Annotated in this window: 12 protein-coding genes; 7 read left to right on the top strand and 5 right to left on the bottom strand. The window is 66.3% G+C overall.

What is annotated here, in order from left to right; all coding sequences use genetic code 11:
* Positions 1 to 393 precede the first annotated feature (393 nt).
* A complete protein-coding gene (gene tyrS / locus ACFPK0_RS16115; protein WP_377342370.1) occupies positions 394 to 1,605 on the bottom strand; it encodes a tyrosine--tRNA ligase in 1,212 nt (403 codons plus the stop codon).
* 181 nt (positions 1,606 to 1,786) lie between these two features.
* Between tyrS and ACFPK0_RS16120 the strand changes: the two genes are divergently transcribed.
* Genes ACFPK0_RS16120 through ACFPK0_RS16130 form a run of 3 tightly spaced genes read left to right on the top strand, consistent with a single transcriptional unit; the run spans position 1,787 to position 5,708 of the window.
* Positions 1,787 to 3,232 carry an OapA family protein gene (locus ACFPK0_RS16120; RefSeq protein WP_377342180.1) on the top strand — a complete coding sequence of 482 codons (1,446 nt, stop codon included), beginning with the start codon at positions 1,787 to 1,789 and terminating at the stop codon, positions 3,230 to 3,232.
* Positions 3,233 to 3,245: 13 nt separating this feature from the next.
* On the top strand, positions 3,246 to 4,382 hold the full coding sequence (locus ACFPK0_RS16125) for an anhydro-N-acetylmuramic acid kinase (RefSeq protein ID WP_377342182.1): 1,137 nt from the start codon (positions 3,246 to 3,248) through the stop codon (positions 4,380 to 4,382).
* 9 nt (positions 4,383 to 4,391) lie between these two features.
* A complete protein-coding gene (locus ACFPK0_RS16130) occupies positions 4,392 to 5,708 on the top strand; it encodes an AmpG family muropeptide MFS transporter (RefSeq protein ID WP_377342184.1) in 1,317 nt (438 codons plus the stop codon).
* Positions 5,709 to 5,734: 26 nt separating this feature from the next.
* On the opposite strand, the gene ACFPK0_RS16135 is transcribed toward ACFPK0_RS16130, so the two are convergent.
* Entirely contained in the window at positions 5,735 to 6,505 is a 771-nt protein-coding gene (locus ACFPK0_RS16135; RefSeq protein WP_056083898.1) for an exodeoxyribonuclease III, read from the bottom strand.
* Between the two features lie 14 nt (positions 6,506 to 6,519).
* On the opposite strand from ACFPK0_RS16135, the gene ACFPK0_RS16140 reads away from it, so the two are divergent.
* The 3 genes from ACFPK0_RS16140 (at position 6,520) to ACFPK0_RS16150 (ending at position 8,510) form a co-directional block, all read left to right on the top strand.
* Positions 6,520 to 7,047, top strand: a complete 528-nt coding sequence (locus ACFPK0_RS16140) for a GNAT family N-acetyltransferase (RefSeq protein ID WP_377342186.1) — start codon at positions 6,520 to 6,522, stop codon at positions 7,045 to 7,047.
* Positions 7,048 to 7,069: 22 nt separating this feature from the next.
* Positions 7,070 to 7,732 carry an orotate phosphoribosyltransferase gene (gene pyrE, locus ACFPK0_RS16145; RefSeq protein WP_377342189.1) on the top strand — a complete coding sequence of 221 codons (663 nt, stop codon included), beginning with the start codon at positions 7,070 to 7,072 and terminating at the stop codon, positions 7,730 to 7,732.
* 133 nt (positions 7,733 to 7,865) lie between these two features.
* On the top strand, positions 7,866 to 8,510 hold the full coding sequence (locus ACFPK0_RS16150) for a DUF4124 domain-containing protein (protein ID WP_056083889.1): 645 nt from the start codon (positions 7,866 to 7,868) through the stop codon (positions 8,508 to 8,510).
* A 21-nt stretch (positions 8,511 to 8,531) separates the two neighbouring features.
* Here the strand turns inward: ACFPK0_RS16150 and ACFPK0_RS16155 are convergent, their stop codons facing one another.
* The 3 genes from ACFPK0_RS16155 to coaBC are packed head-to-tail and all read right to left on the bottom strand — an operon-like array spanning position 8,532 to position 12,570.
* A complete protein-coding gene (locus ACFPK0_RS16155; RefSeq protein ID WP_056607350.1) occupies positions 8,532 to 10,841 on the bottom strand; it encodes a phosphomannomutase/phosphoglucomutase in 2,310 nt (769 codons plus the stop codon).
* 56 nt (positions 10,842 to 10,897) lie between these two features.
* Positions 10,898 to 11,368 (bottom strand): dUTP diphosphatase, encoded by a 471-nt coding sequence (gene dut, locus ACFPK0_RS16160; RefSeq protein WP_056083883.1) that lies wholly within the window; start codon positions 11,366 to 11,368, stop codon positions 10,898 to 10,900.
* Positions 11,365 to 12,570, bottom strand: a complete 1,206-nt coding sequence (coaBC, locus tag ACFPK0_RS16165; protein ID WP_056607348.1) for a bifunctional phosphopantothenoylcysteine decarboxylase/phosphopantothenate--cysteine ligase CoaBC — start codon at positions 12,568 to 12,570, stop codon at positions 11,365 to 11,367. Before coaBC ends, dut begins: the two co-directional genes overlap by 4 nt.
* 96 nt (positions 12,571 to 12,666) lie before the next feature.
* Between coaBC and radC the strand changes: the two genes are divergently transcribed.
* Positions 12,667 to 13,338, top strand: a complete 672-nt coding sequence (radC, locus tag ACFPK0_RS16170) for a RadC family protein (protein ID WP_056083877.1) — start codon at positions 12,667 to 12,669, stop codon at positions 13,336 to 13,338.
* Positions 13,339 to 13,694: the final 356 nt, after the last annotated feature.

Consider the following 13,694-nt stretch of genomic DNA (forward strand, 5'->3'; position numbering starts at 1 on the left):
TTCTTGGTGGGACGCTTGCATTGCTTGGACAGGTCGTGACCCATTCAACACAAGACGTCCACACAATTCACCTGCGCACACTGTCAAAGATCGTTCGCTTGGCACCGGTTTTCCCGGTACCGCCCCAAGACGTTTCGTCCTAGGTGAGCCGCCCATTCTACATCGCTTTTCCTTACCGTCAACACCCTCGTTGAAGCTTTTTTCGAGGTCCCGGCGGTCCGTCTTGCGACGTTGGGCGACTGCGGGACGCGAATAATACGAGCTGGATGAAATTTGGCAAGCGATTGTTGAGAGAAATAGCGGAAATGTTCGGCAAGCCATTGGTGTGGCTGAAAATATTTCTTTCCAATCACGCAAGCTTCACGCACCCGACGAGCCCGGGTGGCGTGGTTGTCAGGCCTGAACGAGCTTCACCCGGGCGAAATTTCGCTTGCCTACCTGCAGTACGCCTTCGAAACCTGGCTCGAAGGAGCGCTGCGCATCCTCAACCACCTCGGCGTCGATGCGCACGGCGCGCTCCTTAAGCTTACGGCTGGCCTCGGAGTTGCTGGCGGTCAGGCCTGCCGCCGTGAGCAGCGCTGCCAGGCGCAGACCCTCGGCGGGCACGGACAACTCGGTCTGGGGCAGCAACGATGTATCGCCTTCGCCGCGCACAACCGCGTGCCAGCCGGCAATGGCCTGTTCCGCCGCTGCTGCACCATGGAAACGCGTGGCCAGTTCGCGAGCCAGGCGCAACTTCGCATCACGCGGATTGAGCGCGCCGCTGGCGATATCGCTCTTCATCCGCACCAGCTCATCCAGTGACACATCGAAGCTCAGCAGCTCGAACCACCGCCACATCAGCTCGTCGCCGATCTTCATGGTCTTGGTGACCATGTCGATGGCCGGCTCGTCGATGCCTATGTAGTTGCCCAGTGACTTGGACATCTTGTTGACGCCATCGAGGCCTTCGAGCAGCGGCATCGTCAACACGATCTGCGGCGACTGGCCGTGGTGTTCCTGCAGCGCGCGCCCCATCAACAGGTTGAATTTCTGGTCGGTGCCGCCGAGCTCGACATCGGCTTTCAGCGCCACCGAGTCATAGCCCTGTACCAGGGGATAGAGGAATTCGTGGATGGCGATCGGTTGCTGAGCGGCGTAGCGCTTGGTGAAGTCGTCACGCTCCAGCATGCGCGCCACCGTGTGCTGCGCGGCGAGCTTGATCATGTCGGCGGCCGACATCTGGCCGAACCATTCGGAATTGAACCGCAGCTCGGTCTTCTCCCGATCGAGCACCTTGTAGACCTGTTCGGCGTAGGTCTCGGCGTTGGCCAGCACGTCTTCACGGGTCAGCGGCTTGCGGGTGACGTTCTTGCCGGTGGGGTCGCCGATCATTCCGGTGAAGTCGCCGATCAGGAAGATCACCTGGTGGCCCAGGTCCTGAAACTGCCGCATCTTGTTCAGCAAGACGGTATGACCCAGATGCAGGTCCGGTGCCGTGGGATCGAAGCCGGCCTTGATCCGCAGCGGACGCCCGCTTTTCAGCCGTTCGGCCAGATCCTCCCGTTTGATGATTTCATCCGCGCCACGCGCAATCGTGGCCAGCGCCTGCTCCAGCTCGCTCATGTATTCCTCTCTGATGGATCGTTGGGGGCAAGCCGCAGTCGTCGCCGACCGTGCTGCTCGCGTTAATTGTGCGTTAACCAGAAATGTCGCGCAAACCCTTGATGGGAAAGGCGTTGACGCCATTTACACATGGCCGCTATGGTACGCGCAGTTTGTTACTTTGTACCGCGGGGCGCACGGCATGGCAGAAGACAATCGGGGGGCGCGTCTCGCGCGCAGGCAAGCCATTTGCCGAAAGGCACAGCAGCGGCATTCCCACTTCTACGAGCGCTGTGCGCATTGGTCGTTCAACCGCAGCGGTGAAGTGGAACCGATTTCGTGGCACCGGGAACGCTGGGTGCTGGCCGGAACGGCCATGCTGATCACCTTGCTTTCCGGCTTCATCATGCCCGCCTGGGCCAGTGCGATGCGCCCGTCGCCACTGCCTGAAGTTCACGCGCTGCTGCCGCTCGCCGTACCCGAAATCACGCCCCGCATCGCCGCGCCGGAACAGGACAACTGGCAATCCGTGCGCGTACAACCCGGGCAGACGCTGTCGGACATCTTCGCCGACCGCGGCCTCAGCATGAGTGACCTGCAAACGGTGATGGACGCCGCCGGCGGCGCCAGCAGCGCGCTGCACAGCATCCGGCCGGGGCAGGAATTCGATTTTCTGCTGGATAACGACGGCAGCCTCGACGGCTTCCGTTTCGAAAAAGACGCATCCAGCCGCGCAACCATTCGATTCGATGGCGTGCAGCCCACGCTGGCCATCCAGAAGCGCGACATGGACGTGCGCGAGCAGATCGCCCATGGCGTCATCAGCAGCAGTCTCTATGCCTCGGCTAGCCAGGCCGGCATGGACGCCGCGATGGTCGGCAAGCTCGCCAACCTGTTCAAGTACGACATCGATTTCGTGCAGGACCTGCGCGCGGGCGACCGCTTCACCGTGATTTACGATGACGTCTACCGCGATGGCCAGCGCTACGGCCACGGCGACATCATTGCCGCGGAATTCGTCAACCAGGGCAAGCGCTACACTGCCTACCGGTTCAAGAAGGCCAGTGGCGAGTTCGGCTGGTTCAGCGAAGACGGGCGGCCGATCGAGAAATCCTTCCTGCGCATTCCGGTGGATTTCACCCGCATCTCGTCCAAGTTCACCACCGCACGCATGCACCCGGTCCTTGGCCGCATGCGCGCGCATAAAGGCGTCGACTACGCCGCACCCAGCGGGACGCCCATCCACGCTGCGGGCGATGGCGTGATCAAGTACCACGGCTGGGAGCGCGGTTACGGCAACTTCGTGGTGGTCCAGCACAGCAAGACCATCAGTACCGCGTATGGCCACATGTCGCGTTTCGTGAAGGGTCAGCACGTGGGCGAACACGTGCGCCAGGGCGAAGTGATCGGCTACGTCGGCATGACCGGGCTGGCCACCGGCCCGCATCTTCACTACGAATTCCGCGTCAACGGCGTGCAGCGCAATCCGCAAACCGTGACCCTGCCGCAACCCGAGCCGTTGCCTGCCGCGCAGCTGGCCAAATTCAAGGCACAGGTCGTCAAGCCCCAGCTGGCTCGCCTGGAAGCGCTTGATTCGCGCATGCGGCTGGCGCGCAGCGACAAACCCACCCGCAACTCCGACAGCTGACCTGCGACGCCCCATGGATAGCGAGAAGGCCCTTTACCTGGGCCTGATGTCGGGTACCAGCGCCGATGGCATCGACGCGGCGCTGGTCCGTTTTTCAGAAGGCAAACCCCATCTGCAGGCGGCACACAATCTGCCGTGGCCCGCGGACTTGCGTGCGCAGATTCTGGCGCTGGCGCAAGGCAACGAACCCCTGGACCTGGATACGTTTGGACGTCTCGACGTCCGGATCGGGCACTGTTTCGCCGATGCCGCACTGGCGCTTCTGCAGCACAGCGGCACCGCGGCTAGTGATGTCCGGGCGATCGGATCGCACGGCCAGACCATGCGGCATCGGCCCTCCGGCCCCCACCCTTTCACGCTGCAACTGGGAGACCCCACCGTCATTGCCGAGCGTTGCGGCATCGATGTGGTGGCCGACTTTCGTCGCGCCGACGTGGCTGCCGGTGGCCAGGGCGCGCCCTTGCTGCCGGCCGTGCACGTGATGTTGCTGGGACGCCCCGGCCGCGCACGCGTCGTGTTGAACCTGGGCGGCATTGCCAACATCACCGTGCTCGGCGCCGACGGTAGCGTTCTTGGCTTCGATACCGGCCCCGCCAACGGCCTGCTGGACGCCTGGTGCCAGCGTCACCGCGGCGAAGCCTATGATCGTGACGGCGCATTCGCCGCCAGTGGCCGCGTCCACCCGGCACTGTTGCAGGCATTGCTCGATGATCCCTATTTCGCGCTGGCGCCGCCCAAGAGTACGGGACGCGAGTATTTCCACCTGGCGTGGCTGGACGGCCATCTGCAACAGGCAGCGATCGACCCCGCCGACGTGCAGGCAACGTTGCTGGAGCTGTCCGCGCGCAGCGTGGTGACGGCGATCGACCGTCGTGCCGCGAGCGCCGGCGAAGTGCTGGCCTGTGGCGGCGGCGTGCATAACGGCGCACTGATGCATCGCTTGGCCGAGTTGCTGGCGCCGCGTGCGTTTTTCAGCACCGCGCGCGAAGGTGTCGATCCGGATTACCTGGAAGCCACCGCCTTTGCCTGGCTGGCGCGGCAGCGCGTACTGGGGCTACCCGGCAACCTGCCGGCGGTTACCGGCGCACGCGGGCTGCGGGTATTGGGCGCGTTGCACGCGGCGCCCGTCAACGACGCGCCAGCTGGTTAGCATAGGCCCATGACCACCACAGCATCGCGCGGCTCCCCGGGCATTCTCGCCTCGCTCAAACCCTATCTGGAGCCTGCGCCGATCGGCGCGTTGCTGCTGGGGATCTCGTCCGGTTTTCCGTACGCCATGATCGGTGCCACCTTGACCACGAGGCTGGCCCAGGACGGTATCGACAAGCGCAGCGTGACTGCGTTTTCACTGGCGTTTCTGGTCTACAACCTGAAATTCCTGTGGGCGCCGGTGGTGGATCGGGCGCGTCTGCCGTTGCTGGGCAGGTACGGCCAACGCCGCTCGTGGCTGTGGCTGGCGGCGCTGGCGGTGGCGGCATCGGTGGTTTTTCTGGGTGTGGTCAGCCCGCAGGCCAGTCTTGAGACGGTGGCGCTGGCGGCCGTGCTGGTCGGCGTGGCCGGCGCCACGTTCGACATCGTGATCGACGCCTACCGGATCGAGATACTGCAACCACGGCAATTGGGCGTCGGCTCCGGCATGTCGCAGTACGGCTGGCGCATCGGTTCGGTGAGCGCCGGCGCCATCGCGCTGCTGGTGGCCGCGTCATCGGGCTGGGCGCTGGCGTATACGTTGTGCGCTTTCCTGGTGCTGCCGGCCGTGTTCGTGGGTTTCTGGCTGGGCGAGCCGGCCCGCCACCGGGACCCCATTCCGGTGAAGGGCCTGGGTGTGGCGCTGTCGTCGGCAGTGGGGCCGCTGGCGGAATTTTTCCGCCGCAGCGGCGCGTGGCTGGTGCTGCTGTTCGTGCTGATCCACAAGATTGGCGACACGCTGGCCAACCTCACGGTGCGCCTGCTGCTGCAGGACCTGCACTTCAGCAACGAGGAAATCGCCACTTACGACGTGGGCTTCGGTTTTGTCGCCTACCTTATCGGTATCTTCATCGGCGGCATGCTGTACGTGCGGCTGGGGATGAAGCGCGCGGTGCTGTTGAGCCTGGTGTTGATGGCGGTGTCGAACCTGTCGTTTGCCGTACTGGCGCACATGGGCCACAACAACGACATGCTGGCGTTCACGATCGGCTTTGAAAACATCGCCAGCGGCATCGGTGGCGTGGTCGTGGTGGCGTACCTGTCGGCGCTGTGCAACCTCTCCTACACGGCGTCGCAATACGCGCTGCTGTCCGCTGCCGCGTCCGTGGTGGGCCGGCTGGTGACCGGCACCACGGCCGGCGGCCTGATCCAGAGCATGGGCTACGTGGATTTTTATCTCATGACGACCATCGTCGCGCTGCCGGGCGTGGCATTGTTCGCCTGGATGATGCACCGCGGCCTGGTCGATCGCGCCATCGCCGAGGTCGACGTTCGCGCCTCGGCCTGACTGGCCAGCCCAATCAACCGGCTTGATCAGTCAGCGTAGTCGACGATATACGGCGCGTGATCGGAGAAGCGCTGGTCGCGGTAGATCGAGCAATCCAGCAGCCGCTCGCGCAGCGACGGCGTGCACACCTGGTAGTCGATGCGCCAACCCACGTTGTTGGCGCGCGCCTGGCCGCGGTTGGACCACCAGGTGTATTCCACCGCCTCGGGCCGGATCGAGCGGAAGCTGTCCACCCAGCCGCGCTGCAGGAACAACAGATCCAGCCACGCGCGTTCCTGCGGCAGGCAGCCGGAATTCTTCTGGTTGGAGCTCCAGTTCTTGATGTCGTTCTTGGTATGCACGATGTTCCAGTCGCCGCAGATCACGTAGTCGCGGCCGCTCTTCAGCCACGCGTCGAAGATCGGCGTGATCCACTCCATCGCCTTGAACTTGAACTGCTGCCGTTCATCGCCGGAGGAGCCTGACGGAAAGTACAGCGACACGACCGACAGGTTGCCGAACCGCGCCTCGATGTAGCGACCCTCGTTGTCGAATTCATCCCAGCCCAGCGAGGTCAGCACCTCGTCCGGTTCGCGCCTGGCGTAGATCGCCACGCCGCTGTAGCCTTTTTTGCTGCTGGCGTCGCGGTAGAAGCAATGATGGCCGTCGGGGCGAAACATGGGATCGGTCAGTTGATGCTCCTGCGCCTTGGTTTCCTGCAGGCACACCACATCGGCGTTCTGGTCGCGCAACCATTCGAACACGCCCTTGCTGGCGGCCGAACGGATACCGTTGGCGTTGAGGCTGATGATGCGCATGGAATCTCCCGAAAGTGATCCCCGATCATAACAACCGTGACGCCGCGGCAACGCCACCGGACGCCCTGCGCGTGGTGCCGGTGGAACCGTCGCTGCATCGCGCACTGCTGCGCCTGCGTGTGCGGCCGGCACAACGCGATCGCGTCGGCAGCATGGCCGACCTGCTTGCCGACGTGACGCAATGCCCGGGCAGTGAGCCGATGGCGATCATGCGCGGCGACGCGCCCATCGGTTACTACCGCATCGACGCGAGCGCCCGCAGCGTGGCCGGCCGCGATTTCGCGCAGCCGGCGCGCGGGTTGCGCTCGCTGTTCGTGGATGCCGACTGGCAGGGCCGCGGGCTGGGCGCGCGCGCCGTCGCCCTGCTGCTGGAGGATCTGGCCGTGCGCCATCCGGCCACGCGGCTGCTGGTGCTCACCGTCGACTGCGACAACCGCGCCGCCACCCGGATCTACCAACGCGCCGGCTTCGTCGACGGCGGCGCGCGCTACCATGGCGGCCGTTGCGGGCCACAGCAACTGTTGCTGCGCGCCCTCCCCTGACCCTCCTGCCGCGAGACCGCCCGTGCACGATTACCAGCGCGACTTCATCGAACTCACCCTGGCGCGCGACGTGCTGCGCTTTGGCGAATTCACCCTGAAATCAGGCCGCCTCAGCCCTTACTTCTTCAACATGGGCCGGATCGATTCCGGTGCCGCGCTGGCCCAGCTCGGCCGCGCCTACGCCAATGCCCTGGTGAATTCGGGGCTTCAGGTCGACATGCTGTTCGGCCCCGCCTACAAGGGCATTGCCCTGGCTGCCGCCACCGCCATCGCGCTGGCAGACCAGCATCGGCGCGATCTGCCCTGGGCCTACAACCGCAAGGAAGCGAAGGATCACGGCGAAGGCGGCACCCTGGTGGGCGCGCCGTTGAAAGGCCGCGTGCTGATCGTGGACGACGTGATGACCGCCGGTACCGCCGTGCGCGAATCGCTGGCGTTGATCCGGGCGCAAGGCGCCACACCCGCCGGCGTGCTGATCGCGCTGGATCGGCAGGAGCGCGGCCAGGGCGAGCGCTCCGCCGCGCAGGAAGTCGCCGCCGACCACGGCATCCCGGTGATCGCGATCACCAGCCTGGACGACGTACTGGCGTACGCGGGCGAACAACCGCAGCTGGCCGCCGAGCATGGCCGTCTGCTGAGCTATCGCGAACGCTACGGCGTGCAATCGTCATCACAAGGTTTGTGAAAGCATCCCAACGAAGCACCCACCCGCCGGTGGCGAAACCGCCGCTTCGTACTCGAAAACGTGACGGCGAGGCCCCTGTCCACCGCCGCCCGCGCAATCGCCACCGCTATACTGGCCCGCAAAGGGGGGATTCATGCGCAAGTTTCTGTCAGTCATCATCGCGGGCACGTTGCTGGCTGGCGTGGCCGCGCACGCCCAGAAAGCCAATGGCAACCGCTACAAGTGGGTCGACCCCCAGGGGCTGCCGCATTACAGCGACAGCCTCACCGCCGAGGCGATGAAGGCCGGCTACGACGTGGTCAACGATCGCGGCATGGTGGTGCAGCGGGTGCCGCGCCAGTTGACCGCCGCCGAGCGCGTGGTGGCCAACAAGCTGGCGAAGGAAGCCGCGGCGAAGGAGCGCGCGCGCCAGGATGTCGCCCGCGCCGAGGCGCAGATGATGAGCGCCTACCCGGACGAGGCCTCCTACAAGATGTCCCTGCAGCAAACGGTCGACGCCCTCGACCAGCAGATCCGCACCACGCGGATCAACCTGCAAAGCCAGGAGAAGGCGCTCACCGGCCTGCTCGACCGCGCCGCGGAACTCGAGCAGGCCAAGCAGCCGGTGCCCAAGTTCATGGCGGACAACATTTCCAAGCAGCGCAACGTGGTGGCAATGCAGCGCAATGCTCTGGCCCGGCAGCAGGCCGAGCGTGACAGCACCGTGGCCGCGCAGGCGAAGCAGCTGGCCCGCTATCGCGAGCTCAAGGCCGCCGAAGACGCGCCGCCGGAACCGTAGCCACGGCGGGCGGCAGGCGGATCAGAACGGCAGCTGCAACGACGGATCGACCGCCAGCATCTGCTCACGGAACACGTCCTGTATCCGTTGCAGCGCCGCGGCATTGTCGGCGTCGAAACGCAGCACGAGCACCGGCGTGGTGTTGGACGCCCGCACCAGGCCCCAGCCATCGGGCCAGTCGGCGCGCACGCCGTCGATGGTGATCAGCGTGGCCCCTTCGAAAGCCGCCTTGGCGCGGAAATTCATCATGAAGCGGTAGTTGCGGCCCTCGACCATTTCCACCTTCAGCTCGGGGGTCGACACGCCCTTGGGCAAGGTGGCGAAGATCTCGTCCGGCGAACGCCCCAGCGCGTCACCGGCAATGATTTCCAGCAGCCGCGCGGCGGCGTAGATGCCGTCGTCGAAGCCGAACCAGCGCTCCTTGAAAAAGAAATGGCCGCTCATTTCGCCGGCCAGTTCCGCGTCGGTCTCGCGGATCTTGGCCTTGATCAGCGAATGGCCGGTGCGCCACATCAGCGGGCTGCCGCCGGCATCCAGGATCTGGCCTTTCAGGTGGCCGGTGCATTTGACGTCGTAGATGATCGTGGCGCCGGGCTGGCGCGACAGCACATCGCGGGCAAACAGCATCAGCAGGCGGTCGGGATAGATGATTTCGCCGGTGCGGGTGACCACGCCGAGCCGGTCGCCATCGCCGTCGAACGCCACGCCCAGATCCGCGCCGGACTTCTGCACGGAGACGATGAGGTCCTGCAGATTGGACGGCTCGGACGGGTCGGGATGATGGTTGGGGAAGGTGCCGTCCACCTCGCAATACAACGGAATCACCTCGCAGCCGATCTCCTCCAGCACCTGCGGCGCCAGCGCGCCGGGGATACCGTTGCCGCAGTCGACCACGACCTTCAGGCTGCGCTCGGCCTGCACGTCGGAGGTGATCCGATCAATGTAGTCGGGGGCCACGTCCACATGCCGATAAGCGCCCTGGCCATCGGCCACCAGCGCGCCACTGGCGATGCGCTGGTACAGGTCCTGGATCGCATCCTCGGCCAGCGTCTCGCCGCCGACCATGATCTTGAAGCCGTTGTAGTCGGGCGGATTGTGGCTGCCAGTTACCGCCACGCCGCAGCCGGTTTCGAAGTGGAAGGTGGCGAAATAGACCACCGGCGTGGGCACCGCACCGATGTCGATCACGTCGATGCCGGCCGCGCGAAAACCATCCGACAACGCACCAGCCAGCTCGGGGCCGGACAGCCGCCCGTCGCGCCCGACCACGATCTCGTGCAGATCCCGCTCCCGCATCAGGCTGCCAATCGCCTGGCCCAGCAGGTAAGCCACGTCGCGGCTGAGGGTTTTGCCGACGATGCCGCGGATGTCGTACGCGCGGAAAATGGAAGGATCCACGGCAGCCCTGGCGTCACCGCCGGACCGCGCCGGCGCTGTCGGCGGGGCCGCCACCTTCGCCGGCTCGCGGACAATCTGGGGAATTTCTGTGGGCACTACTGGCTCCTCGGGTTCGGATGATATTTCGACCACCGAGCGCGTGCGCCGCCACAGCAGGAACGCTCCCGCGCCCAGGCCGAACAGGGCCAGCAAGGCGGCCAGCAGCACCGAATGCGGCAGCACGATGAATGCGCGCGGCAGGGCGGCGCCGACGCTGAACGCACTTCCGGGCACCGGTTTGCCGCCCGTTTCACTTTCGGCCGAGGCGGCGCCGTGGGAAAGCAGGCGCATGTCGCCGCGCTCATCGCCCTGGCGCAGATCCAGGCGGCCGCCGGCCGGGTCGATCGCATCCAGCCGCTGGCGCAACGGCGCAAAAGGCAACTCGACCCAGGCCCAGCCCTGCGCCCGATCCGGGGCACCCAGGGGCACGACGAGACTGAGCCGTCGATCACTGCCGCCGTGCGACACGCTTTGCGCCGGCGGCGTGCCATCGGCTGTTTGCGCCGACATCAACTGCGCCGCCTTGGCGTAACCGAATTCGCGGTAATTGGCGTGCAGCACTTCATTGAGCGTGCCGCTGTAAAGCTCCAGCGCCTGCGCCTGGGGCAGACGCTGGCGCAACGTGGCGGTGGCCTGCGCCGGGTCCTGCATGGCCACGGCCGGATCCAGCGTGGCCACCGCAGCGGTCACCGTGGCACGTTGCGTGGCAAGCTCCTGCGCCAGTGCTTTCACCGCCTGATCCTGGGCGACATGCACGCGTGCCGCCGCCTGTCCCTCGTCCGCGATCAACCACGCCTGCCAGCCGCAGAACAATCCCAGCAGCAGCAGCAGCGTGCCCGCCGCCAACGGCAGCAGCCCACGCCAGTCGAACGACATCCCCTTCGCCATCTTCATCGTTGTTGCCCGCCCCCGCAGGTTGTCGCAGCGTGGCCCGCGGCGCGGGCCGCCACTCAATTGATGCCGGTGGAACCGAAACCGCCGTCGCCGCGCTGGCTCGGGGCAAACGCGGACACGATGTTCATCCGCGCCTGCGCCACCGGCAGCAGCAGCAACTGGGCGATGCGATCGCCGACTTCGATGGTGTACGGCGCATGGCCGCGGTTCCAGCATGAAATCATCAACGGCCCCTGGTAGTCGGCGTCGATCACTCCTACCAGATTGCCCATCACCAAGCCGTGTTTATGGCCCAGCCCCGAACGCGGCACGATCACCGCGCACCAGCCCGGGTCGCCGATATGAATGGCGATGCCGCTGGGCACCAGCGCGCTGTCGCCCGGCTGCAGGGTCAGCGGCTGCTCCAGCGCGGCGCGCAGATCCATGCCCGCGCTGCCGGCAGTGGCCGCCTCGGGCAGGGCGATGCTGTCGCCGAGGCGCGGGTCCAGGATTTTCAGTTCGATATCGACGACGGGGCGCGCGCTCATCCGCGTGCGACCCGGTAGCGCTCGGCCACGCAGGCCAGCAACTGGTGCGCCAGCTCGGCCTTGCCCGCGCGCGGCAGTTCCAGCATGCCGCCCTCCCAATACAGGTTGATGGCGTTGTCGGCGGTTTCGAAACCGAGGCCCTCGCCGACCTGGTTGGCGGCGATCATGTCCAGGCCCTTGCGCTTCAACTTGCCTTGCGCGTAGTGCGCCACGTCGTGGGTTTCGGCGGCAAAACCCACCAGAAAGGGATGCGCGGCCTGCGCCGACAGCGCGGCCAGGATGTCCGGGTTTTCCCTGAGCTGCAGCGACAGGTCCGCGCCGGCCTGCTTCTTCAGTTTGCGCGGCGAGACTTCGCTGGGGCGATAGTCGCCCACTGCCGCCGCCGCGATATAGATATCGGCCTGTTTCGCGCCCGCCAACACGGCGTCGTGCATCTGCGCGGCGCTGCGTACGTCGATCCGCCGTGCCACGCCCGGTGGCGTGCACAAGCTGACCGGCCCGGCGACCAGGGTGACCTCCGCACCTTGTTGCGCGGCGGCCTGCGCCACCGCGAAGCCCATGCGACCGGAGCTGCGGTTGCCGATGAAACGCACCGGGTCGATGTCTTCGAACGTGGGGCCGGCGCTCACCATGATCTTCAGCCCCGCCAGCGCACCGCTGCCGAACGAACCGACCAGGGCATCGCGCAATTCCAGCGCCTCCAGCATCCGGCCGGATCCCACGTCGCCGCAGGCCTGCTCCCCGCTGGCCGGCCCCAGCACATGCGCGCCGCGCTGACGCAGCGTGGCGAGGTTGGCCTGCACCGCCGCGTGCGCCCACATTTGCTGGTTCATCGCCGGCGCCAGGTACAGCGGCGCGGCGCTGGCCAGGCACAGGGTGGACAGCAGGTCGTCGGCCAGCCCGTGCGCCAGCCGCGCCAGCAGGTCGGCACTGGCCGGTGCGATGAGGATGCGTTCGGCCCAGCGCGCCAGCTCGATATGGCCCATCGCCGCTTCCGCCTGCGCATCCCAGCCGCTGACCCGCACGCTCTGGCCGGACAGCGCCTGGAACGTGGTGGGGGTGACGAAATGGGTGGCCGCTTCGGTCATCACCACGCGCACTTCGGCGTCGAGATCGCGTAGCCGGCGTACCAGCTCGCAGGACTTGTAGGCGGCGATGCCGCCGGACACTCCCAGCAGAATGCGGCGTTGGGCAAGAGACATGTAAGGCGGGCCTGACAGACGGGCAGACGCCTAGCTTACCGGAATCATTCCGGCTGTCTGCTATCGCCCCGATCGCCGGCCGGACACGCTATGACGATGAGTATCCGCGACTGGCCCGAAGGCGAACGTCCCCGTGAAAAACTGCTGGCGCGCGGCAGCGGCGCGCTGTCCGACGCGGAGTTGCTGGCGGTGCTGCTGGGCAGCGGCAGCCGCGGCAAGGATGCGCTGGCGCTGGGCCGCGAACTGATCGCCGGCGCCGGCAGCCTGGGCGCCCTGCTCGGGCGGCCCGATCATCCGATCCGGGTCGGTGGATTGGGGCCGGCCAAACGGGCACGCATCGCCGCCGCGCTGGAGCTGGCCCGTCGCAGCCTGGCCGAGCAACTGCACGAGCGGCCCAGCCTGGGCAACCCGCGCGACAGCGGCGATTTCCTGCGCGCCCGCCTGCGCCACCTGCCGTACGAAGTTTTCGGCTGCCTCTACCTGGACAACCGCCACCGCGTGCTGGCGTTCGAGGAGCTGTTCCGCGGCACTGTGGACGGCGCCAGCGTGCATCCGCGCGAGGTGGTTCGCGCCTGCCTGCAGCACAATGCATGCGCGGTGATCTTTGCCCACAACCACCCCTCGGGCGTGGCCGAGCCCAGCGCCGCCGACCGTGCGATCACCCATGAGCTGCGCGACGCCTTGCGCCTGATCGGCGTACGCGTGCTGGACCATCTGGTGATCGGCAGCGGCGAGCCGGTGTCGATGGCCGCGCGCGGGCTGATCTGACCTGGCCAATCCCGTGCCGCGGACCCCTGCCGCGGCTGCCGGCGTCAGCCAACTACTGCATTCCGGGTGCATCAAGGCGCGGCAAGTCGTCGAAACTTATGCACAAATCCGCGGAACGGTCACTTGGCGGTCATGTCGCCCTCTTCACCACAGGTTATCGATATACCGTGATGATTATCAAAGGCTTTTCCCAAAAAATCGTGGATTGACCGGCTCACCGCTTCGGCGGCCCGCCAGCGGGCGAAGCTTTCCCCACAGACTTATCCACAGGCCCGTCCACTGCAGTGCAGCAAAAACCCGAGGTGATTGCCTCGCCGCACCACGGCTGCGGCATCGGCTCCGCCCGATGGTGGCGG

The organism is Rhodanobacter ginsenosidimutans (assembly GCF_042655685.1).
Classification (GTDB): domain Bacteria; phylum Pseudomonadota; class Gammaproteobacteria; order Xanthomonadales; family Rhodanobacteraceae; genus Rhodanobacter; species Rhodanobacter ginsenosidimutans.